Source organism: Bacteroidota bacterium, assembly GCA_005882315.1.
In the GTDB taxonomy this organism is placed as follows: domain Bacteria; phylum Bacteroidota; class Bacteroidia; order Chitinophagales; family Chitinophagaceae; genus VBAR01.
The window spans coordinates 708105-730382 of sequence record VBAR01000001.1 but is presented as its reverse complement, the minus strand read 5'-3'; the positions used below and the strand labels follow the sequence as shown (position 1 = coordinate 730382).

Below are 22278 nucleotides of genomic sequence, written 5' to 3'. Positions count from 1 at the left end.
TAATATAGCTGACTGCATTTTAGCCTCTGCTTTGCCTGCTCATGTAGAGTAATATATATTGTACCAAAGTAGCTACCGCAGCCAATGCTGCTACTACATAAGTGGTTGCTGCCCATTTCAAAGCATCTTTTGCTTTAGGGTATTCCTGTTGGTTGGTAACATTAGTGTGTTGTAACCAGGCCAATGCCCTGCGGCTTGCATCAAATTCTACAGGTAATGTAATAACGGAGAATAACGCAGTAACCGCAAATATTACAATGCCGACGAGCAGTAATTGCGGAAACTGGTTAATTAAAAGAACCCCAGCCAGCAATATCCAATGCACAATACCGCTACTGAACTGTACTACCGGCACCAATCGGCTACGCAGGTTCAACCATGTATAAGCTGTAGCATGTTGTACAGCATGTCCGCATTCATGCGCAGCTACAGCCGCCGCGGCTATACTGGTTCCCTGGTAAACTTCAGGGCTCAGGTTCACTGTTTTATTCACGGGGTTATAATGGTCATAAAGAAAGCCTTCAACCGACACTACTTTTACATCATAAATACCGTTTTCACGCAGCATTTTTTCAGCTACTTCCCGGCCTGTCATTCCGTTTGCCAGCCCGATTTTGGTGTAGGCACTGAACTTGTTTTTTAAAACCAAAGAAACGATCATACTTATGCCAACAAAAAGCATGGAAACGATAAAAATTTCTTGTGTCATTTTATTTGAAATAGTTTAATAATCACCAGTTATTGCAAATCTGTATCCATTCGGGTTTTAACCCGATTTTCGGCCTTTTTGACACAGTCATATGCTAAAAATTCTCCTTTTTTAATCCTGAACTCCTTACTGGATAGATACCGATTTTTTGTGTCAAACATATGTTTATCAATGACTTAATTATTATTAAATGATTTGATTAACAAGCTTTCAAGTATGTAAATTTTATATGAAAAGTTATTCACAGAAAGGAAAATATATTTTGTAATGTGCTTCATAATTGTAACTTAGTGCCAGAATTTAATGGGTTAGTAAGTAAGGGGGTCAATCGTAAGATTGGCCCTTTTATTATGATACAATTATAATGTTTTAATCTTCACATTAATTATTTATTCCTGTCGTTCAATCACTTCAAGAACAGAGTTTAGTTTCATTTTTAATCATCTGTAAGAAATCGTATTTGTTACCTTTATTTTATGAGTAAGGTTAAAACAAGTTTTTTTTGTCAGAACTGCGGATACGAATCGGTTAAATGGGTAGGTCAATGTCCATCTTGTCATCAATGGAATACGTTTGTAGAAGAATTGATTCAAAAAGAAAATGGTAAAAGCAACAATGGCTGGAAAGATTATGATGGTAAAGAAAGAACTGAAAGAACAATACAATTAAGCGAAGTTAAATCAGCGGAAGAAAAAAGATTATTGACTGCTGATCCTGAATTGAATCGTGTATTAGGCGGTGGAATCGTTCCGGGAAGTATTGTATTAGTTGCAGGTGAACCAGGGATCGGAAAATCAACTTTGTTTTTGCAAAATGGTTTATGGCTGAAGAACTCAACTGTTCTTTATATAAGTGGTGAAGAAAGTGAATTGCAGATCAAGATGCGGGCAGATCGTTTGCAATTAAAGAATGAAGAATTTTATTTGCTTACTGAAACATCTACACAGGTTATTTTCCAGGAAATAAAAAAACTAAAGCCTGATCTGGTAATTGTAGATTCTATTCAGACTTTGCAAACACCCTATATTGAATCCTCACCCGGTAGTGTATCTCAAATAAGGGAATGTGCGTCCGAGTTCCAACGTTTTGCAAAAGAAACTAATACTCCTGTTTTTTTGATCGGGCATATTACAAAAGATGGAAGTATTGCTGGTCCAAAAATTCTCGAACACATGGTTGATACTGTCTTGCAATTTGAAGGCGATCGTCATCATGCCTATCGGATATTGCGGACATTAAAGAATCGTTTTGGGAGTACATCCGAATTAGGTATTTATGAAATGACGGATACAGGTATGCGGGGTGTTTTAAATCCAAGCGAAATACTAATTACCCAAAAGGAAGATAACCTGAGTGGTGTTGCAATTGCAGCGACTATAGAAGGCATGCGACCATTATTAATTGAAGTGCAGGCACTCGTTACACAATCCGTTTATGGTACACCTCAAAGGACTGTCAGCGGTTTTGATTTAAGGAGGCTGCAATTATTGCTTGCTGTCCTTGAAAAAAGAGGGGGATTTCATTTTGGTGTCAAAGATGTTTTTTTAAATATTGCAGGAGGATTAAAAGTTGAAGACCCTTCTATTGATCTTGCTGCAGTTTGTGCATTGCTATCCTCTTATGAGGATATAGCATTGCCATTGCATATTTGTTTTGCGGGTGAAATAGGTTTAAGCGGCGAGATAAGAGCTGTGAACCGTATTGAGCAAAGAATTGCAGAGGCTGAGAAACTGGGATTTGAAAAGATCATCATTTCAAAATATAATCAGAAAGGAATAGGTAAGCAGAAATTCAATATTGAAATAGTCACATTAGGATCGGTCGAAGAAGTTTATAAATTACTTTTTTAATATGCCCTTGCTGAAGGATATAAAGGAATCATTATTGCAAATCGTTTTTCCGCATGTATGCAGCGGCTGCGGAAGTGATTTGTTAAGCCTCGAATCATCACTTTGCTTAAGATGTATTGATGCTCTACCCGAAACTGATTTTGAAAAATATCCGGACAACCCGGTAGAAAAATTTTTCTGGGGAAGAATAAAATTAGAAAGCGGATCATCTTCCTTTTATTTCAATAAAGAATCGTTGGTGCAGCACCTGATGCATCAATTTAAATACAAAAACAATAAAGAGCTGGGTCTCCAGTTGGGAAGAATGATGGGGCATCAACTAAAAAAGTCCAATCGTTATCAAGTTGATGCCTTAATTCCTCTCCCATTATTTCCCGGTAAAGAAAAAAAAAGAGGATATAATCAATCTCAATTATTATGTGATGGCATTGCAGAATCGCTTAATGTGCCGGTTTGGAATGATGTGATCATAAGACCCGAGCATACAGAAACACAAACCAAGAAAGGAAGAATCGAACGTTGGAGAAATATGGAGGGAAAATTCTTCCTTACAAATCCGGGAAAGATAGCTGGTAAACATTTGTTGTTAATTGATGATGTAGTGACAACCGGCGCAACCCTCGAAGCCTGCGGCACTGAGTTGTTGAAAGGATCTGACACAAGATTAAGTATTGCTACACTTTGCTTTGCTTCAAGAATTTAATGTATTACTTTTGAACTCCATGAAGACTGCCGGTATTCTATCCTTAACCATTCTGTTGCTCATCTATTCCTGCCGGAAAGAATCTTTTATTACTACTCCTGATGCAAGAGTAACTATAACAGCCGATACATTAAAGTTTGATACAGTATTTGTAACTGCCGGTTCAACCAGTCGTTATTTCATTATTAAAAATGATAACAACCAAAAACTAAAAGTTTCTTCTGTAAAACTGATGGGAGGGGCAAGCTCTGTTTTTAAAATAAATGCGGATGGGATCATTGGCCCGGAAGTTCAGAATATCGAGATTGGGGCTAATGACAGCATTTATGTTTTTGTACAGGTAAATGTAAATCCCAACGCAGCTAATCTTCCCTTTGTAATTCGTGATAGCATCAAAATAAATTATAATGGCAATAGCCGGCTTGTTCAGTTAGAAGCCTGGGGTAAGAATGCCCATTTCTTACGCAATAAAAAAATAACAGTAAATGAAACCTGGAATAATGACCTGCCGTATGTTATACTTGGTTCATTGATCGTCGATACAAACAGAACTTTAGCAATTAATAAAGGATGCAAGGTTTATGTAAATGCCAATGCACCAGTTATTGTTGATGGCACTTTACTGATAAATGGATTGAAGGATACTGCTGACCGTGTCTATTTCCAGGGCGACCGGTTAGATGAACCATATAAAGATTATCCCGGTGGATGGCCCGGTATCTTTTTCCGGGGTAGTAGCAAGGATAATGTTTTCAATTATGCTGTTTTAAAAAACGCTTACCAGGCTGTGGGTTTACTGGATCTTCCTTCCCCGAATGTAAACCCGAAACTGACACTAAATGAATGCGTAATTGATAATGCTTTTGATGCGGGGATAATTTCTATTAATTCCAGTGTGACGGCACGAAATTGTTTGATCAGCAACTGTGGCAACGGTGTTGAAATTTATAAAGGCGGAACTTATTCTTTTACGCATTGTACAATGGCAACCATCTCTAACAGTTATTTTTTGCATAAAGAACCAGTGGTAATACTTACTAATTTTATAAAAGTAAACAATGTGCCATCACCTGCTGATTTGAATGCTGTATTCCGTAATTGCATTATCTGGGGCGATGGCGGAACAGTGGAAGACGAAGTAGTAACAGTAAAAGATAATGGTGCAGCATTCAATGTGCTCTTTCAAAATAATTTATGGAAAGTAGTAACACCACCTGCCAATGTCATTACCGTAAACATAATTAACAACCAGGATCCCCAATTTCAGACCATTGACTTTTCTGAAAAATATTATGATTTTAGGTTGAAGCCGTCTTCTCCTGCAAAAGATACAGGCACAAGCACTTCAGTGATACTTGATTTGGATGCAAAACCCCGCACAGCAGGTCCCAAGCCCGATCTTGGTAGTTTTGAAAAGCAATAAAAAAAATATAGGGGAATCCGGTCCAGACTATCTTAACTTTGGTATCCTCATTTTAAAAACTCAATCATGAAAACGTTTTTTATTACTCTGCTGCTTGCTGTTACATTAACCGGCGGTTCCATCTATGATTTTCAAGTTCCTGGTCTCGACGGAAACAGTATTGACTTTTCAGCATACAAAGGGAAAAAAATAATGATCGTAAATACAGCATCTAAATGCGGCAATACACCACAGTATGCCGACCTGGAAAAACTGTATGAAAAATATAAAGGCAAGCTGGTGATCATCGGTTTTCCGGCCAACAATTTTGGAGAACAAGAACCCGGATCAAATACTGAGATACAAGAATTTTGTAAAAAGAACTATGGAGTAACCTTTCCTATGGCTGAAAAAATTTCAGTAAGAGGTGATGATGTGGCTCCCATTTACAAATGGTTGGTGGATCAATCCAAGGAAATGGCTAAATCGCTACCGGGAGATAATTCAAAAGATCTTGTTTATAAAAAATGGCTGCAGGATCCAGTAAACTGGAATTTTACAAAATTCCTTGTTGATGAGAATGGGAAACTGGTAGCAGTGTTTCATAATAAGGTAAGCCCGATGAGTGAAGAAGTTTTGAAATGGATGAATTAAAAATATTTTCCTTGCCAGTAAAAGCCACGCTGTTTAGTGTGGCTTTTTTTGTTTGCGGAAGATTTATATTCGCTGCGAATGCAATTCTCCTTCATCATAGCTCAACAACATGTAAAGCAGCAATTGGCTGAAATGGTTCAATCGAACCGGTTGCCGCATGCATTATTGTTTTTGGGTAAAGAAGGAAGTGGGGCTTTGCAATTAGCAATGGCCTTTGCACAATATGTTGTTTGTGAGAAAGTCAACGGAGCTCAGGGGCCTTCATTATTTGATGAAAAACCAGCAATAAGAAACGATAGTTGCGGCGAATGTTCTGGTTGTAAAAAAGCAAACCAGCTTGTTCATCCCGACATTCATTTTTCATATCCGGTTGTAACAAAGAAATCAGGAACTCCACCAATCAGTACAGATTACATCACTGAGTGGAGAGAATTCTTTTCCGGCTATCCTTATGGAAATATTTATGACTGGCTACAGTTTATCGGTGCTGAAAACAAACAGGGAAATATTACGGCAGCCGAATGTAATGACATCGTCAAAAAGCTAAGTCTTAAAAGTTTTGAAAGCCCATACAAGATCTTAATTCTCTGGATGCCCGAATACCTGGAGAAAGAAGGAAACAAATTGCTGAAGATCATTGAAGAGCCACCACCTAAAACATTGATCATCCTGGTTGCCGAAAATGAATCATTGATTTTGCCCACTATCATATCCCGCTGCCAGTTGATAAGAGTGCCTGCATTGGAAGCAAGGGATATTGAAGAATCATTGATAGCAAGAAATAACACCCCTGCATTAAAAGCAAAACAGGTGGCCGTCACTTGCAATGGTAATTATCGTGAAGCGTTGCAACAATTGCAGCATGCTGATGAAGACTGGCAAAGCCTGCTTCGTGAATGGCTGAATGCGATTTTAAAAACAGGCCCGGCTGCACAAACCAAATGGGTGGAAGAGATAAGCCGGCTTGGGCGGGAAAAACAGAAGCAATTTCTTTTATATTTCAATCACCTCCTTGAACAGAGTATCCGGTTCAGGATTTCGCCATCCTCCGAATCCGGTGCTGATGATTTTGCCAGCCGTATCAATAAAGTGGCAGATATCAGTCAGCAGCAGGCGATTGTGGAGGAGTTGGACCGTGCGGTTTATTATATTGAACGCAATGCCAACTCCAAAATGCTGTTCCATGCCCTCACCATAAAGCTTTATCATATCATTAAAAACAAAATTGTATTTTTGGCCGATTGAGGAAAGAGGTGTGTGGTAAGTGATTAGTGACGAGTAGGAAAGAGCCTGCAGAGAATTGAATAGTGTGATGGATAGCAGGTTGTAATTATTGAGTCATCGTTCGTCTAAATATTAAGCTTCAGTGGCGACGCTCCGTTCGGCAACAGTAATTCTTCTGAGCAATCATTCGGCAAGCTCAGGATGAAATGCTGAATAGCGATAAGAAGGCAAAAGAGTGCGACGCAACAGACGGTGATAGTAGCAAAACTGCTGACTTCATAATTATCTTTCCCTCAATTATCAAGTTTTAATCATTCATTATTAATTATCTACATGGGTTGCGGTAGTTGTGGTACAAAACCAAATGGTTGTAAAAGTAACGGCGGATGCAGTTCCGGCGGATGCAACCGTATGAATTCACATGACTGGCTGCGCAACCTGCCCATTGCCAATGCAGCCGACGAGTGCCGTCTGGTAGAGATCAGTTTTAATAATGGAAGCCGGAAAGATTTTTTCCGTAACACAGCACTGCAGCAATATGAAAAAGGTGAGTTGGTAGCCGTGGAGGGTGTGAGTGGTTTTGATGTCGGAGAAATTTCTCTGACTGGCGAGATAGTCCGGTTGCAGTTGAAAAAGCATGGTGTGAAAGAAGATGATCCTGAGATAAAAAAAATCCTGCGTCGTGCCAATGACCGTGATATTGATACCTGGCGTAGTACTAAAACAAGAGAAAAAGATGCTGTGATACGCAGTCGTGCCATTGCAAAACAACTGAAGCTCGACATGAAGATCAGTGAAGTGGAGATACAGGCCGATGGACGAAAGGCTACATTCTTTTATATCGCTGAAGGCCGGGTCGATTTCCGTGAATTGATCAAAGTATACGCGGGTGAGTTTAAAGTAAAAGTGGAGATGCGGCAGATCGGTGCAAGACAGGAGAGTGCAAAGGTTGGTGGCATTGGTAGTTGTGGTCGTGAATTATGTTGCAGTACATGGTTAACTGATTTTAATAGCGTAAACACTACAGCGGCACGTTATCAGAATTTATCAATCAATCAATCTAAGCTCAGCGGTCAATGTGGCCGTTTGAAATGTTGTTTGAATTACGAACTCGATACATATCTCGATGCATTGCAGCATTTCCCTGAAGATTGTGATGTATTGAAGATCGCTAAAGGCAATGCATTCCTGATCAAGAAAGATATTTTTAAAAACCTGATGTGGTATACTCTGCCTGATAGTACCAAGCACTACCCCGTTACCATTGAAAGAGTAAGAAAAATAAGAACATTAAATGCGCAAGGCGTTTTTCCTGAAGAACTGGAAGCTGTAGAAGTAACAAGCAGCAAACAAAAAGAAGTAGAACCTGAATTTGTAGATGTAGTTGGACAGATTAGTCTTCGTTCCCTGGAAAAAGCAGACCGTAAGCGTAAACAACAGCAACAACGTCCGCAAGGAAGACAACAAGGTCCACAACAAAGAGGAGGACAACAGGGTCAACAGCGCAATCAACCACCACAGCAAAGAGGTGGACAACGAGGACCCAATCGACCTAATCAAGGTAATCAACGACCTCCGAATCTTAATCAGCCACCACCGCCGGGTAACAAATAATTGCTAAGGAATTTTATTCTTTCCTGCTTTCAAGTGTAAACCCAATTGTTGTACCTACACCTTCTGTGCTTCTTGCATGAATAGCTTGTCTGTGAGCTTCAATGATATGTTTGCAGATGGATAATCCGAGTCCGCTTCCACTTACATCACGACTGCGTCCTTCTTCGGTGCGATAGAAACGTTCAAATATTCTTGCCAGGTCATTTTCAGCAATGCCGATCCCATCATCACTTATTTCAATAAGAATTCTTTTATCATCTGTTTTGTAAATGCTGGCAGTAGTATTGCCATTTTGCTTTCCGTATTTTATTGAGTTTTCAACCAGGTTATTCAATACCTGTCTTATTTTTTCTTTATCTGCAAAAACAGTAAGAGGTGCTTCGCAGCCTTTTTTTATGGTAAGCTGAATATTTTTCTGTTCTCTTTCCAGTGAAACAGATTCAAATACTTCTTTGATCATATCCTGAATGATAAAACTTTCATTGTTCAAGGTAAGTTCACCCATCTCCAGCCTGCTTATTTCGTCAAGATCTTTCAGCAGGTTGGTGAGCCGCTCAACATTGCGGGATGATTTTTCTAAGAATTTTTTATTTACATCCGGGTTGTTCATGGCACCGTCAAGCAGCGTATCTACATAACCCTGTATGGCAAATACCGGTGTTTTGAACTCATGTGATAGATTTTGAAGAAACTCTTTTCTGAATTGTTCATTTCTTCTAAGCAGTTCAATTTCTTCATTTCTTTTTTCAGCCCATGCTTCCACATCTTCTTTTACTTCATCAATGCTTTTGGGGGGTAAAATATATTTGTAATAGATCTCTTCACGTTTGGTGGCCTTGGTTTGTGAAATGAGTTTATAGATGAGTTTTATTTTACGGTAGATAAAGCGTTCGAGTGTGAATGAAATAATAGCATAAGCACCCAGCAATAAAAGAATGAAGAACACCAATGATATTTTCCAGCTATCCTCAAAAAAATAAACACCAGTGGAAACCGGCACAGCAATTACCAATGCAATAAGAAAAGAAAGCTGGCGTGGTGAAAGATTTTTGAGTGAGAACATGATTGCAAGTTACTGGTTTCTGGATACTGGATTCGGGATAGCAGATGCTGGATTTCTGGTATTGAAGAATGATAATGTTGAAAGTGAATTTTCAAATTAAGAATCCAGCATCCTGGACCTGACATCTTGCATCTGAATTCTACAACTCAAACTTATACCCCACACCTTTTACTGTAGTGATGCAATCCAATCCAAGTTTCTGGCGGATCTTGCGGATATGAACATCAATGGTACGATCGCCAACTATTACATCAGCTCCCCATACCTGGCTGAGTATTTCATTGCGTAAAAAAACACGACCCGGTTTTGATGCAAGCAGGTAGAGCAGTTCAAATTCTTTTTTAGCTAAAACAAACTCCTTTCCTTCGTGAATAACAACAAATTTCTCCGGATCGATCTCCAGCCCGTTTACTTTTACACTTTTGTTATCCGATTTTTTTAAACGCCGGAACAGGGAGTTTACTTTGCTCAGAAAAATTTTTGGGCTAATGGGTTTGCTGATATAATCGTCAGCACCTGTTTCAAAACCTTTTAATTGCGTGCCTTCATCGCTTAATGCAGTTAAGAATAAAATCAATGTTTCCCTGAATGCGGGTTGCTTCCGCAATATTTCACAAACCTCTACACCATTCTTTTTCGGCATCATAATATCCAGTACGATCAGGTCGGGATGGAAAAATTTGGCCCTGTCAATCGCTTCATCTCCGTCTTTAGCCGTTATAACCTGGTAACCTTCGCCAGATAGGTTATATTTTAAAATCTCCAGAATATCCGGTTCATCGTCAGCTATCAATATTTTTCTTGTATTTGAATCCATTCTGGTGAAATTTTTGCAAACCTAACCGTTAATTACAGGAGTAGAAAATAAGGGCCATTTGTTTATACAGACTTAATACAAAATTAATAATGCCAATTTTGAGGCTCTAAAATTAAATTTAACAATACCTAACCCGCTAAATGCTACTGTATTCAGTCTGAATGATAAATAAAGAAAACAGCTATTATCTGGGCCCGGCTTGCTAATTTTGTATATCCAGCTTATGAAATCGATTACCCGTCATATCCTTACATATTCAGCCTTCTTTTTGCTGGCAAATTCATTGCCGGCTCAGACAATCGACACCCTAAAGCTTAAATTATTTAAACCACCTCACGAAAGGGTGCTGTTTCACGAACAAGTAGTAACAGAGCAAAAAAACATGCTTAAATATGACGGAATAGCTGATTTTAAGCTTGAAGTTTCTGATAATCCTGAGATAAATTATATGGTCACCCGTTCTGCCCGTTGGGAGATAAGAGATTTACTGTATAAGATCGAAAAGGATTCAACGTTGAACCATAATAATAAAGTGAGATATCTGCGGGGCATGAGAGAGTATTTGCAGGATATATTAAAAGGATGGAGAAGCCGCGACTATAATCCGGTTAGTTTACCCAACCAAATAGCTGCATACTGGCAGTGCATGCAATTGAATAAGAAAGGAACAACTATTGAACATTATTTTAATGAGTTAGAATGGGAGGTAGCAGCCCCACTTACCAAAACAATTGCTTTTGAAAATAATGCAGGCCTTGCTAAATGTAAGGAAATACTGGTGTTGAAATACTGTACTCTGTACCCGGATAGAATTTTTAAGATACTAACCGAGTATCCGGGTGTATGGTTTGCTGATAGCCTTATCCGAACTGTTGCAAGAAAACGTGTAGATGAATTGTATGATTATGCCGCAGCCAATAATAAATTAGGAACAGTTATTCGCAATATTGATGATCCATTTATCAAAACAGTTTCCAAAATGGCCAGGAGTAAAAGTGGCCGACTCTATTTTCCCTTCCTTGATAATATTGTAAATGGCAAAATAACATTTGAAGAACTGGATGCAGTAACGAGTGACTCGATTGCGTATTATAAGCTGATGGTAAAAACTCAAATGGATTATGTAAGCCGTGCTATTAATAAAGACACAGCTTTCGGGTTTAAAGACCTTACGGTCATGTTGCAGAAAAAGGCGGAGACTGTTTTTATCAATACCATTAATGGCTTGCATGAAGTAGATAACCCAGCTGTTCGTTTTGCAATTATCCAGCAACTAAATGCACAGGAACTTTATTATGCAACCGTATTAACAGATGGTGTGATCTATACTTCAAGTTATACCAAAGGAGTTTATCCCTTAATGATGCAGCGTATCAATCAAAAGGGGGATTCATTATTGGAGCTGGTGAAATTTGATAAATACCGTCGCTTTATAAAAATGGCGGCAGGCTATAATACACTCGATAATTTTCTCAGCACATTTTCAAAAACAGAAACAGATGATAAAGCCAAAGTGTTGATGCGTGCCTTTGTTAGCAACCTGGAGAAAACCGGCGAATTGGAAGATGGAGTTGATGTGGCCGACAGTTATGCAAGCATTGCTGAAACGCTTAAACCTGTGGCGGACGAAATGCTGCAGAATATAAAATTGAATTATAAAAGAAATGCTGATCGTTTTGCAAGAACCAATGACCCATCAAATATGCATGGGATGAATATTTATAATATCCTTGAGAAGCTGTTTTTATCCGCTGATACCACACAAAAGATCGACTTGACAGCAGAGTTAGGCATACCACCTGTGTATGAAGTGACCAACAAAGCATTACAGAATGACAGTGGCAGGATTATCATGCAGGTCTTTTTTTACGGCGAAAAATCGGATATGGGAATTTTTAATTCATCTGTTGGGTATTTCAGAAGAAACGGGTGGAAAGTGTCTATGAATGATTACTGGATGACAGCAACATCATTAAAAGGCAAGCCGATCACTGTATATGCAAACCGTGCTTTACCGCAGGAAACAAGTGAAGATGAAGCTGCACAAAAAGCATTGTGTGAATACCTGGTAAAAAATAAGATCAAACCAACTATCACAATTCACCGTGGTCACAGTTATACAGCGCCATCTACTATTGAACAAATGTTTCCTTCATCAAAAATCGTTTTCCTTGGTTCATGCGGTGGTTATCACTTAATACATGATGTATTGGTAAAAGCAGAGGATGCACATATCATGGCATCCAAACAAATCGGAATGGGAAGGATCAACCAACCATTTACCGATTTGATACTTGAAGAATTGCAAGCAGGAAAAGATATTGAATGGATACCTTTCTGGAAAAAGTTCAGGGCCCGTACTGGTAATGCTGATGGCTTCGAAGATTATATTCCGCCGTATAAAAACCTCGGTGCCTTATACATCAAAGCCTATAAAATAGCAGAAAACAAGTCGGAACGGAAGTTTGTCACAAATTCCTTAAGTGGCAATTAAAGTAATCGACTGGTTTCTACATTTGCTCCTTCATAATTTTATAAATGCCCGCTGGTAAAAAGAAATTATTTGATTTTAGCTTGCTCCGCCGCATCTTTTCTTATGCATCTCCGTATAAGAAAAAATTTTATTGGTCGGTCGCTTTAGCTATCATTTTGGCTATTATTACGCCGATCCGGCCGATGCTTATTCAGCAAACAGTGAATAAGCATATTGCCAATAAGGTGGAAGAAATGATAATCTGGATCACTATCATCCAGGTTGGAATTATCCTGGCTGAAACAGCCTTACGATTTTTATTTTCCTTTCTTACTTCATGGCTTGGGCAAACAGTGGTAAGAGATATGCGGGTAGCAGTGTATAAAAAAATCCTCAACCTCAACCTCCGCCAGTTTGATACTACACCAATCGGTACACTTACTACAAGAACAGTAAATGATATTGAATCTATCAATGATATTTTCGCCGAAGGCCTCGTGCCGATCATTGCCGATCTTCTTTCGATAGTTGCTGTATTACTTTATATGTTTATTACTGATTGGCAACTTTCACTGATTGCGCTGATCCCGTTTCCCATCATTCTTTTGGCTACTTATTATTTTAAGGAAAGTGTGAACCGGTCTTTTCATAAAGTAAGAAATGCAGTAGCTGCTTTGAATGCTTTTGTTCAGGAACATCTTACCGGTATGCAGGTAGTGCAGGCTTTTGCAGCTGAGGACAAAGAATTTGAAAAATTTAAAGCCATTAATAAGGAACACCGCAATGCGAATATCAAAGCAATTTTTGCATACTCTGTTTTCTTTCCGGTAGTGGAAATTGTTTCTGCATTGGCAATTGGGCTTATCGTATGGTATGGTTCAGGGCAAAAGGCAGATGTAGGTACCATCATGTCATTTATTCTTTGTTTAAATCTCTTGTTCAGACCGCTTCGGGTAATTGCCGATAAATTCAATGTATTGCAAATGGGAATGATCGCTGGAGAAAGAGTGTTTAAGGTGTTGGATAATCCGGATGTTACGCCAGGAGCAGACAGAATTCAGGATTCAGAATTCAGAATAGAGAAGCCAACTCATTTCAAAGGGAAAATTGAATTCGAGAATCTCTCCTTTGCGTATACAGATGAGAATTATGTTTTAAAAGATCTTTCGTTTAAAGTTAATCCTGGCGAAACGGTTGCTATTGTTGGCCATACCGGTAGCGGCAAAACAACAATTATCAGTTTATTGAATAGGCTTTATCATCCGCAGAAAGGTGAAATAAAAATTGATGATAAGAACATAGAAGAATATCCTGTTGATGATTTAAGAAAGAATGTTGGCGTAGTGCTGCAGGATGTTTTTCTTTTCTCTGGTTCTGTTCTTGAAAATATCACGTTGCGCAATCCTTCGATTTCTGAAAATGATGTAATGGAAGCGGCAATGCTGATTGATATACATGATTTCATTATGACTTTGCCGGGCGGGTATCATTATGATGTAATGGAACGGGGTGCCACACTTTCATTGGGTCAGCGGCAACTACTTTCCTTTATCCGTGCATTATTATATAATCCCTCCATATTAGTATTGGATGAAGCCACTTCATCTGTTGACACAGAAAGTGAAATGCTTATTCAGCATGCGATTGATAAAATGATTGCCGGAAGAACTTCTATTGTTATTGCCCATCGGCTTTCCACTATCCGCAAGGCGCATAAGATAATTGTGTTGGACAAAGGAGAGTTAAAGGAAATAGGAAGCCATGAAGAACTGATGAAACAAAACGGCTTTTATTATAAACTCTACCAGATGCAGTTCGAGAAAAAGGCCGAAATAGCCTGATATACAAGGCAGCTTATTCACCGAAAACCTTTGCGGAAAACAGGCCATAAAACAGGCTGCATTTTTTCAATGTTACTAAGGTTTTTACCACCCACCCCCTTATCTTTGCGCCAAATTTCGGGATGGGTATGACTTCTAGATTATTGAAATCCTTTACAGTAGCGGCTTTCAGCGTATTATCAATATTGTTTTTTACTCCTGTTTTGGCGCAGTCTCATGAGCCGGAGCAAGGCACTCCACATGAGCCGAAAAAGAAGTCGACTTTTAATGCCCAGGAAGTCATTTTCGGACATATTCTCGACGGTCACGAGTTCCATTTTTTTGATATTATTAAAAAAGACGGCACTAAAAAGCCAGTTGGAATTCCCTTACCAATTATTCTTTATTCTTCTGAAAGAGGGTTCGAATTCTTCATGTCATCAAAATTTCATCATGGACATGAGCCGTATAAGAATTATAGACTAATAGACCAGCATTATCTTGATGAGCTGACTGCAGAAGGACATGATGTTAAAAAAGAAGGATTGAATGTTGGGCAGATTGTTCCTGTTTTGGCTGAGAATAATAAAGTGATTGATAAATCAGTATCAGTTTATGATATTTCATTAACACGCAACGTAGTGCAGATGATCCTTGCCCTTTCATTATTGGTTTGGATAATGATATCTATTGCCAAAAAGTATAAAAGAGGTGAAGGAGTAAAAACTGCACCAACCGGAATGCAAAACCTGATGGAGCCAGTCATCGCTTTTGTACGCGATGAAGTCGCAAAACCAAATCTTGGCGCTAAATGGGAGAAATATTTACCGTACTTGCTTACCGTTTTCTTTTTTATTCTTATCAATAATATCATCGGATTGATTCCCGGCACGGCCAATGTATCAGGTAATATTGCTTTTACTGTAGTACTCGGTATTATTTCTTTCATTGTTATCCTTGCAAGTTCTAAAAAACATTACTGGGGTCATATCTTCAATCCGCCGGGAATGCCGTTGGGTATTAAGTTTATCCTAGTTCCAGTTGAGGTGTTGAGTTTGTTCATTAAGCCGATGGCACTGATCATACGACTTTTTGCAAATATGGTGGCTGGGCATATCATTATTATATGTCTCATTTCACTCATTTTCATTTTTGCTGGATTAAATGTGTATGCAGGTTGGGGTACCTCTATTTTTTCCATTGCGTTTACAGTGTTTATTTATTTTATCGAAATATTAGTTGCATTTATCCAGGCATTTATCTTCTCGATGCTTACAGCAGTGTTTATCGGTCAGGCATTTGAAGGAGAGCATCATCACGATGAAGCCCATGCAGCTCATTAATTTGTTTTTTTAACAACCAAATAAATCGCAATTATGGATTTTATTCTCTTAGCTGATTTAGCCAATGCAGGTGGTGCCGTAGGTGCCGGTCTTGCAGCTATGGGTGCTGGTATCGGTGTGGGTCTGATTGGTAAAGGAGCTGTTGAAGCTATTGCCCGTCAACCCGAAGCACTGAACGACATCCGCAGTAATATGATTCTTACAGCGGCCCTTGTAGAAGGTGCTGCGCTGTTTGCAATCATTGTTGGCTTCCTGGCCATGGTATTATAATACCAGGACAGAAAAAATTACTGCATCCAAAGCACAGGGCGGCGGATGCAGTTAACTTAAAAATTTCAAATTAAACATATATGCATCCTCTCTTAAAACCTGAGTTCGGCTTGTTGATGTGGACACTGGTTGCTTTTTTAGTCGTGTTCTTTATTCTTAAAAAATATGCATGGCCTGCAATCACGAATGGTTTAAAACAACGTGAACAAGGTATTGCTGATGCATTGTCAACTGCGGAAAGAGTAAAAGCAGAAATGGCGCAAATGAAAAGTGAGCATGAAGCTTTATTGGTTCAGGCCCGTGAAGAAAGAGCTATGATGCTGAAAGAAGCAAGAGAAACAAAAGAAAAGATCATCAATGAATCAAAAGAAACTGCAAAAGCCGAAGGATCAAAGATCATTGCAGAGGCGCTGGCTGCAATTGAAGCGCAAAAGATGGGTGCTATTACAGATGTAAAGAACCAGGTAGGTAAAATGGTGATCGAAGTTTCTGAGAAAATATTAAGAAGGGAATTGGACAATAAAGAATCACAGGAAGCCTATATCAAGGGACTTGTGAATGAAATAAAACTGAATTAGTAAAATGTCTAACGTACGAATAGCAACACGGTATGCTAAATCACTGCTCGGACTAGCTATAGAAAGAAACGAGCTGGATAAAGCATTTGCAGATATGGAATGGTTGCAATCGGTATGCAAAAGCAACCCGGATTTTGTAAATATGCTCCGCAGCCCGGTAATTAAATCTGATGCAAAAGGAAAGATCGTAATGGCAGTTGCAAAGGATAACATCGGTCAGTTGACTGCTTCATTTATACAGTTACTAATTACTAAGGGAAGAGAAGGTGGTTTGCCGGAAATAAGCACTGAATTTATAAGACAGTATAAAGAGTATAAAAAAATTCGTATAGTAAAAGTGACAACTGCGGTTCCGCTAAGTGATGAACTAAAGGAAGGGATTGTTCGATTTATTAAATCGACTACTGACATACAAAATTTAGAACTGGAAACGATCGTAAATAAAGATATCATTGGCGGAATTATAATGCAGGCTGGCGATAAATTGGTTGACGCAAGTGTAGCGTACGATTTTAAGCAGATAGGAAAATTGTTTGAGAATAACGATTTCATTTATAAGGTAAGGTAACCCCCTGTCCCCCTAAAGGGGGAACTTAGTTGGAGGAGTTCTTTATATTGATGACTAGAATTACAGAATGTTGAAGAGTGCGACGCAACAGAAGTAAAATAGAACTACTGTTGTTTGTTACATAAATAAAAATAAGAGCATCGAATCCCTACGTTGCTGTATTGAAAAATAAAATTCCAAAACCCCCCTTTAGGGGTTGGGGGCAAAAACAAGATTATATGGTAAAAATGAAACCGGAAGAAATAAGTGCAATACTGCGTGAGCAGTTAAGCAATTTTAGCTCCGCAGCAGAACTTGAAGAAGTTGGTACCGTGTTACAGGTGGGTGACGGAATTGCCCTTGTATATGGATTGGGCAATGTTGGCTATGGTGAACTGGTAGAATTTGAAAACGGCGTTCGTGCAATTGCGCAAAATCTTGAAGAAGATAATGTGGGTGTGGTATTGATGGGAGAAACTGGTGGAATAAGTGAAGGTTCAAGAGTTCGACGCACCGGGCAGATCGCTTCTATTAAAGTTGGCGAAGGAATGGTTGGCCGTGTGGTAAACACATTAGGTGAACCGATAGATGGTAAAGGACCAATAACAGGCGAACGTTATGAAATGCCGCTCGAAAGAAAAGCACCGGGAGTAATTTTCCGTGAACCTGTAAAAGAACCTTTGCAAACTGGTATCAAAGCGATCGATGCGATGATCCCGATCGGTCGTGGACAACGTGAGCTGGTGATCGGTGACCGCCAGACTGGTAAGACAGCAATTTGTGTTGATACAATTATTAACCAGAAAGAATTTTTTGATGCAGGTAAACCTGTGTATTGTATATATGTTGCGATCGGTCAGAAAGCATCAACCATTGCTGGTGTTATGAAGACTTTACAAGAAGCTGGTGCAATGCAGTATTCAATTATTGTTGCAGCTTCTGCAAGTGACCCTGCTCCGTTGCAGTTCTATGCTCCGTTTGCGGGTGCTGCGATCGGCGAATTCTTCCGTGATACCGGACGTCCTGCATTGATCGTTTATGATGATCTTTCTAAACAGGCGGTTGCTTATCGTGAAGTTTCATTGTTATTGCGTCGTCCTCCTGGTCGTGAAGCTTATCCTGGTGACGTATTCTATCTGCATAGCCGTTTGCTTGAAAGAGCTGCAAAAATTATTACTGATGACAATGTTGCAAAGCAAATGAATGATGTACCGGATTCAATCAAACATTTGGTAAAAGGTGGTGGTTCATTAACAGCATTGCCAATTATCGAAACACAAGCCGGTGACGTATCAGCTTATATCCCGACAAATGTAATCTCAATCACTGACGGACAGATCTTCCTTGAAGGTAACCTGTTCAATGCCGGCATTCGTCCTGCGATCAACGTAGGTATTTCCGTAAGCCGTGTGGGTGGTAATGCGCAGATCAAATCAATGAAAAAAGTTGCAGGTACATTGAAACTGGACCAGGCACTTTATCGTGAGATGGAAGCTTTCTCAAGATTCGGTGGCGATCTTGATGCTGCTACTAAAAGTGTAATTGATAAAGGTGGAAGAAACGTGGAGATCCTGAAACAACCTCAATACACTCCATTCTCAGTAGAAAAGCAAGTGGCAATTATATATCTTGGTACAAACGGTTTGATAAGAGATGTGCCGGTGAAAAAAGTAAGGGAATTTGAAGAACACTTCCTGATGGAAATGGATAACAAATTGCCTGAAGTTCTTGCTGAATTCAAGAAAGGAAACCTGCCGGAAGATGGAATTAAGAAGATGGTGGAGCTGGCAAATGGATTGATTCCGCAGTATAAAGGAAAATAAACCAACTATTTATATCAAGACGGCTTTTGGGCCGTCTTTTTTTGTAAAAAATATTTTGGTTTATATTATAAACTACTTTACGTTTGTGTCAGAATTTAAAAAACTACACATGCTTCGCAGAATACCATTAACCATTTTGCTTTTAACCATCAGCATTTTTACATTCTCTCAAACTACAACTGTCATCGGTAAAGTGGTTGACAACAAATCAAGACCTATTCGTGGGGCCAGCATAACTGTAAAGGATACTTATGACGGCGCCACTACCGATTCAACCGGTATGTTTAGATTTAAAACATCGGAGAAAGGAGAACACATAATTGAAATTTCTTCAATTGGGTTTAAACCCTATTCACAAACATTAAAATTGGATGGTAGGGAACTCAATCTTGAAATTGGTTTAAAAGAAGAGATGAATGAAATGCAGGCAGTAGTTATTTCAGCCGGAACATTTGAAGCAAGCGACAGAAAAAGAGCTGGTGTTGTACTTAGTCCGATTGATATAGTAACAACTGCAAGTGCAAATGGTGATATAACTGGCGCATTGAAAACTTTACCAGGTGCACAGCAAGTGGGAGAGAGTGAAGGATTATTTGTGCGAGGCGGTACAGCTGCTGAAACAAAAATTTTTATTGACGGCACATTAGTAAATAATTTTTTTCAGAGTAGTACTCCGAATATTGCATCATACGGAAGATTTTCACCATTCATTTTTAAAGGAACTGTTTTCAGCACCGGAGGTTATTCAGCTTTATACGGTCAGGCATTATCATCTGCTTTGATATTGGAGTCAATTGATTTTCCTGATAGACCCTCTGCTAATTTGGGTGTCTCCATTATTGGTTTAAATGGCGGTTACCAGAGTTTATCCAAGAAGAAAAATTTTTCGATCGGCGGCACTTATAGTTATACAAATCTTTATCCTGCATTTACCATCATCAAACAAAAGCAAGATTATTCACAGATGCCGGAATTTCATAGTGGTGATGCAAACTTCAGGGTGAAAACATCCAAAACAGGAGTGCTTAAATATTATGGCTACTGGAATAAAAGCAGGCTGGCTTATACCGTGAACAGTCTTGATACCATTCCTTACCTCGATAAGTTTGGCGTTAAGAACACTAATTTCTACAATAATCTTTCATGGAAAGAATTTTTAGGCAAGGGTTGGAAAGTGAATGCTGGTATTTCTTATACCAACAATCATGATGATATAACCAGCGCTTTGCAAGATCTCAATAAAAATGATGTGATATTCCCCGGGCTTGAATTCAAAAAATTTGATCTTGATCTGAAAGGAAATTATTTTAATGCAAGATTGGTAATTGAGAAAAAATTGAAGGGTCTTAGTGCAATACGTTTCGGTTCTGAATATAATTATTTCAATGATAAAACTGTTTATACTGCTTATAATGGCACAACATATCCTGGCAACCTAAAGCATAATATTAAAGCAGGTTTTGCGGAAGCGGATATTTATGTTACTAATTCCTTAGCTGCAAAAATCGGGACAAGACTGGAGTATGCATCTGTAATTGATAAAGTAAATATTGCGCCACGACTTTCGCTGGCCTATAGGCTCGGCAATGGAGCGCAGGCTTCAATGGCATATGGTGTCTTTTATCAAAACCCTGAATCAAAGTATCTCCCTTCACCCAATGCGCTTGGATTTATGAAAGCGACACACTATATAGCGCAGTATTTAAAAACAGCAGCGCTTACTACATTCCGCGCAGAAATATTTTATAAGAAATACAATGACCTTATTAAAACAGATTTTGGAAGTGTAAGGGAAATCGCCACCAGTAATAATGGTTTTGGTGAAGCAAAAGGAATTGAATTTTTCTGGCGGGATAAAAAAACGATCAAAGATGTTGATTACTGGATCTCTTATTCTTATTTAGACACAAAACGGGATTTCTTAAACTTCCCGCATGCTATTACACCCAATTTCGCAGCAAAGCATACTGCATCTCTTGTTATTAAAAAATTTGTACAGCCATGGAAATTGCAATTTAATGGTGCATATAACTATGCAAGCGGACGGCCGTATTATAATATAGGGTTTGATGGAAGCAATTATAAGTTCAACGATCAGGGCACAATACCTGATTATCATAATTTCAGTTTTGCATTAAATTATCTACCCTTTATTGGAAAACAAAATGCAAAAACATTTGCTGTTTATGTTCTATCAGTAAGTAATATTTTTAATATCAAGCAAATTTACGGTTACCAGTATTCTTATAATGGAATGCGGAAAGAAGCGATCGTTCCTACATCAAGAATGTTTGTGTATATCGGCGCTTTCTTCAGTTTCGGAATTGACAGAAGCGAAGATGTGATCAATAGCAGGCTTTTATAACATTAAAACAACTCAATCATGGAAAATACTTCAAACCAACAAGAGCTAAAAGATCCCAAACTCTGGGAGCTTGCTCAAAAAAGAGCATCATTTAAAAGTCATCTCGTTACTTATTTTGTAATGAACACTTTCTTCTGGATACTCTGGTACCTGAATGGACGCAACGTTGGAAATGGCGGCTGGCCCTGGCCAGTATGGCCGATGCTGGGGTGGGGGATAGGGCTGGCGTTTCATTATGTTGCTGCATACGTTGCGCCTAAAGAAAATCTTGCTGAGAAAGAATATGAGAAACTTAAGAACAAAAATCGTTAAACAAACTATTTATAAATTTTTAAAACAATAAACATGAAAAGAATAATTATAGCCCTTACTGCACTCACTTTATCGTCTGCTTTAATGGCCCAAATGGACAATGAAAAATTTGTAAAGGCAATGGAAAAAAATATTGCCCTCGTTGATTCAGCAAGAACTGCGCAGGATTGGATTGATGTGACTGCTGCATTTGAAAGAATAGCAGAAGCAGAAAAAACACAGTGGTTGCCTTACTACTATGCATCACTCGGTCATATCATGTCGGGTATGATGAGCTTGGATATGAACAACCTTTTTGGAAACAATTCAGATAAAACAGATCCGAGAGCAGATGCTGCGCAAAAAGCATTGGATAAAGCGATCAGTCTTTCCAAAGAAACATCTGAAACCTGGGTTCTGAAAAAAATGATTGCTTCATTACGGATGCTGGGCGATGTAATGAATCGCTATATGACTTATGGTCCGGAAGCGTCAGCTGCATTAGAGACAGCTAAGAAAATGGATGCTAATAACCCCAGGGTTTATTTGCTTGAGGCGCAGGACAAATACACCACTCCGGAAGAATATGGCGGAAGTAAAACAGAAGCAAAAACATTATTTGAAAAATCAAAAGAATTATATGGCTCTTTCAAACCAGAAAGTTCAATTCACCCAACATGGGGCTTAGGAACGGTGATGTATTGGTTATCTCAATATAAATAATCAAGTATT

Annotated in this window: 19 protein-coding genes; 16 read left to right on the top strand and 3 right to left on the bottom strand. The window is 38.8% G+C overall.

The genetic code is table 11. The features are described 5' to 3' along the window. Nucleotides 1-19: 19 nt before the first annotated feature. Nucleotides 20-709: a zinc metallopeptidase gene (locus E6H07_02910; GenBank protein TMI64884.1), complete on the bottom strand. Its 690-nt coding sequence runs from the start codon at nucleotides 707-709 to the stop codon at nucleotides 20-22. A gap of 476 nt (nucleotides 710-1185) precedes the next feature. Here E6H07_02910 and radA point away from each other — a divergent pair, with 476 nt between their 5' ends. From radA to E6H07_02880, 6 genes are all read left to right on the top strand, one after another. Further along, entirely contained in the window at nucleotides 1186-2559 is a 1374-nt protein-coding gene (gene radA, locus E6H07_02905) for a DNA repair protein RadA (protein TMI64883.1), read from the top strand. Between the two features lies 1 nt (nucleotide 2560). Continuing rightward, the gene (locus E6H07_02900) at nucleotides 2561-3262 is read left to right on the top strand and encodes a ComF family protein (protein ID TMI64882.1); all 702 of its coding nucleotides are present in this window, start codon (nucleotides 2561-2563) and stop codon (nucleotides 3260-3262) included. Nucleotides 3263-3281: 19 nt separating this feature from the next. Continuing rightward, entirely contained in the window at nucleotides 3282-4685 is a 1404-nt protein-coding gene (locus tag E6H07_02895; protein TMI66450.1) for a hypothetical protein, read from the top strand. A 66-nt stretch (nucleotides 4686-4751) separates the two neighbouring features. Continuing rightward, nucleotides 4752-5318: a glutathione peroxidase gene (locus tag E6H07_02890; protein TMI64881.1), complete on the top strand. Its 567-nt coding sequence runs from the start codon at nucleotides 4752-4754 to the stop codon at nucleotides 5316-5318. Between the two features lie 78 nt (nucleotides 5319-5396). Beyond that, on the top strand, nucleotides 5397-6563 hold the full coding sequence (locus E6H07_02885) for a hypothetical protein (GenBank protein TMI64880.1): 1167 nt from the start codon (nucleotides 5397-5399) through the stop codon (nucleotides 6561-6563). 312 nt (nucleotides 6564-6875) lie between these two features. Beyond that, nucleotides 6876-8156 carry a hypothetical protein gene (locus E6H07_02880; protein ID TMI64879.1) on the top strand — a complete coding sequence of 427 codons (1281 nt, stop codon included), beginning with the start codon at nucleotides 6876-6878 and terminating at the stop codon, nucleotides 8154-8156. A gap of 13 nt (nucleotides 8157-8169) precedes the next feature. On the opposite strand, the gene E6H07_02875 is transcribed toward E6H07_02880, so the two are convergent. Both E6H07_02875 and E6H07_02870 read right to left on the bottom strand, forming a co-directional pair. Beyond that, entirely contained in the window at nucleotides 8170-9219 is a 1050-nt protein-coding gene (locus tag E6H07_02875; GenBank protein ID TMI64878.1) for a sensor histidine kinase, read from the bottom strand. Between the two features lie 139 nt (nucleotides 9220-9358). After that, entirely contained in the window at nucleotides 9359-10036 is a 678-nt protein-coding gene (locus E6H07_02870; GenBank protein ID TMI64877.1) for a response regulator transcription factor, read from the bottom strand. Between the two features lie 223 nt (nucleotides 10037-10259). On the opposite strand from E6H07_02870, the gene E6H07_02865 reads away from it, so the two are divergent. From E6H07_02865 to E6H07_02820, 10 genes are all read left to right on the top strand, one after another. Beyond that, complete coding sequence (locus E6H07_02865) at nucleotides 10260-12530, top strand: hypothetical protein (protein TMI64876.1); 2271 nt, start codon at nucleotides 10260-10262, stop codon at nucleotides 12528-12530. 44 nt (nucleotides 12531-12574) lie between these two features. Beyond that, nucleotides 12575-14350, top strand: a complete 1776-nt coding sequence (locus E6H07_02860) for an ABC transporter ATP-binding protein (GenBank protein ID TMI64875.1) — start codon at nucleotides 12575-12577, stop codon at nucleotides 14348-14350. 128 nt (nucleotides 14351-14478) lie between these two features. After that, entirely contained in the window at nucleotides 14479-15672 is a 1194-nt protein-coding gene (gene atpB / locus E6H07_02855; GenBank protein ID TMI64874.1) for a F0F1 ATP synthase subunit A, read from the top strand. A 33-nt stretch (nucleotides 15673-15705) separates the two neighbouring features. Next, nucleotides 15706-15942 carry an ATP synthase F0 subunit C gene (gene atpE, locus E6H07_02850; GenBank protein ID TMI64873.1) on the top strand — a complete coding sequence of 79 codons (237 nt, stop codon included), beginning with the start codon at nucleotides 15706-15708 and terminating at the stop codon, nucleotides 15940-15942. A gap of 80 nt (nucleotides 15943-16022) precedes the next feature. After that, complete coding sequence (atpF, locus tag E6H07_02845) at nucleotides 16023-16520, top strand: F0F1 ATP synthase subunit B (protein ID TMI64872.1); 498 nt, start codon at nucleotides 16023-16025, stop codon at nucleotides 16518-16520. A 4-nt stretch (nucleotides 16521-16524) separates the two neighbouring features. After that, entirely contained in the window at nucleotides 16525-17088 is a 564-nt protein-coding gene (atpH, locus tag E6H07_02840; GenBank protein TMI64871.1) for an ATP synthase F1 subunit delta, read from the top strand. A 218-nt stretch (nucleotides 17089-17306) separates the two neighbouring features. Further along, the gene (locus E6H07_02835) at nucleotides 17307-18890 is read left to right on the top strand and encodes a F0F1 ATP synthase subunit alpha (GenBank protein TMI64870.1); all 1584 of its coding nucleotides are present in this window, start codon (nucleotides 17307-17309) and stop codon (nucleotides 18888-18890) included. A 109-nt stretch (nucleotides 18891-18999) separates the two neighbouring features. Beyond that, nucleotides 19000-21255 (top strand): TonB-dependent receptor, encoded by a 2256-nt coding sequence (locus E6H07_02830; protein ID TMI64869.1) that lies wholly within the window; start codon nucleotides 19000-19002, stop codon nucleotides 21253-21255. 18 nt (nucleotides 21256-21273) lie between these two features. After that, nucleotides 21274-21567, top strand: a complete 294-nt coding sequence (locus E6H07_02825) for a 2TM domain-containing protein (protein ID TMI64868.1) — start codon at nucleotides 21274-21276, stop codon at nucleotides 21565-21567. Nucleotides 21568-21600: 33 nt separating this feature from the next. Continuing rightward, nucleotides 21601-22269: a hypothetical protein gene (locus tag E6H07_02820; protein TMI64867.1), complete on the top strand. Its 669-nt coding sequence runs from the start codon at nucleotides 21601-21603 to the stop codon at nucleotides 22267-22269. Nucleotides 22270-22278 lie beyond the last annotated feature (9 nt).

Bases quoted from the DNA above. Each gene is read 5' to 3' on its own strand.
- E6H07_02910 (TMI64884.1), bottom strand. From the start codon at position 709: ATGACACAAGAAATTTTTATCGTTTCCATGCTTTTTGTTGGCATAAGT.
- radA (TMI64883.1), top strand. From the start codon at position 1,186: ATGAGTAAGGTTAAAACAAGTTTTTTTTGTCAGAACTGCGGATACGAA.
- E6H07_02900 (TMI64882.1), top strand. From the start codon at position 2,561: ATGCCCTTGCTGAAGGATATAAAGGAATCATTATTGCAAATCGTTTTT.
- E6H07_02895 (TMI66450.1), top strand. From the start codon at position 3,282: ATGAAGACTGCCGGTATTCTATCCTTAACCATTCTGTTGCTCATCTAT.
- E6H07_02890 (TMI64881.1), top strand. From the start codon at position 4,752: ATGAAAACGTTTTTTATTACTCTGCTGCTTGCTGTTACATTAACCGGC.
- E6H07_02885 (TMI64880.1), top strand. From the start codon at position 5,397: ATGCAATTCTCCTTCATCATAGCTCAACAACATGTAAAGCAGCAATTG.
- E6H07_02880 (TMI64879.1), top strand. From the start codon at position 6,876: ATGGGTTGCGGTAGTTGTGGTACAAAACCAAATGGTTGTAAAAGTAAC.
- E6H07_02875 (TMI64878.1), bottom strand. From the start codon at position 9,219: ATGTTCTCACTCAAAAATCTTTCACCACGCCAGCTTTCTTTTCTTATT.
- E6H07_02870 (TMI64877.1), bottom strand. From the start codon at position 10,036: ATGGATTCAAATACAAGAAAAATATTGATAGCTGACGATGAACCGGAT.
- E6H07_02865 (TMI64876.1), top strand. From the start codon at position 10,260: ATGAAATCGATTACCCGTCATATCCTTACATATTCAGCCTTCTTTTTG.
- E6H07_02860 (TMI64875.1), top strand. From the start codon at position 12,575: ATGCCCGCTGGTAAAAAGAAATTATTTGATTTTAGCTTGCTCCGCCGC.
- atpB (TMI64874.1), top strand. From the start codon at position 14,479: ATGACTTCTAGATTATTGAAATCCTTTACAGTAGCGGCTTTCAGCGTA.
- atpE (TMI64873.1), top strand. From the start codon at position 15,706: ATGGATTTTATTCTCTTAGCTGATTTAGCCAATGCAGGTGGTGCCGTA.
- atpF (TMI64872.1), top strand. From the start codon at position 16,023: ATGCATCCTCTCTTAAAACCTGAGTTCGGCTTGTTGATGTGGACACTG.
- atpH (TMI64871.1), top strand. From the start codon at position 16,525: ATGTCTAACGTACGAATAGCAACACGGTATGCTAAATCACTGCTCGGA.
- E6H07_02835 (TMI64870.1), top strand. From the start codon at position 17,307: ATGGTAAAAATGAAACCGGAAGAAATAAGTGCAATACTGCGTGAGCAG.
- E6H07_02830 (TMI64869.1), top strand. From the start codon at position 19,000: ATGCTTCGCAGAATACCATTAACCATTTTGCTTTTAACCATCAGCATT.
- E6H07_02825 (TMI64868.1), top strand. From the start codon at position 21,274: ATGGAAAATACTTCAAACCAACAAGAGCTAAAAGATCCCAAACTCTGG.
- E6H07_02820 (TMI64867.1), top strand. From the start codon at position 21,601: ATGAAAAGAATAATTATAGCCCTTACTGCACTCACTTTATCGTCTGCT.